The organism is Streptomyces sp. PTL18, from assembly GCF_059510295.1.
In genome coordinates, this window is sequence record NZ_JCAJZO010000183.1 from 1 (window position 1) to 205 (window position 205).

At 66.8% G+C, this 205-nt stretch carries 1 pseudogene; it reads right to left on the reverse strand.

The annotated features are described in order from the left end of the window. Window positions 1–205, reverse strand: a pseudogene (locus tag AC5WS8_RS39565) (alpha-1,4-glucan--maltose-1-phosphate maltosyltransferase); the annotation flags it as partial.

The following is a 205-nucleotide window of genomic DNA, read 5'->3' on the forward strand; positions in this document are numbered from 1 at the left end:
ATCGAGGTTCACGACCACCAGAACCGTGTTCGAACCCGAGCGCTTGGAGTAGGCGATCACCGCGTCCTTGTCGGCGTGGTGGAAGTGCAGATCCCGCAGCTGCCGCAGTGCCGGGCTGTTCCGGCGGATCTCGTTCAGCCTGGTGATGAGGGGGGCGATGCTGCGCCCCTCGCGTTCGGCCGCTTCCCAGTCCCGGGCCCTGAGT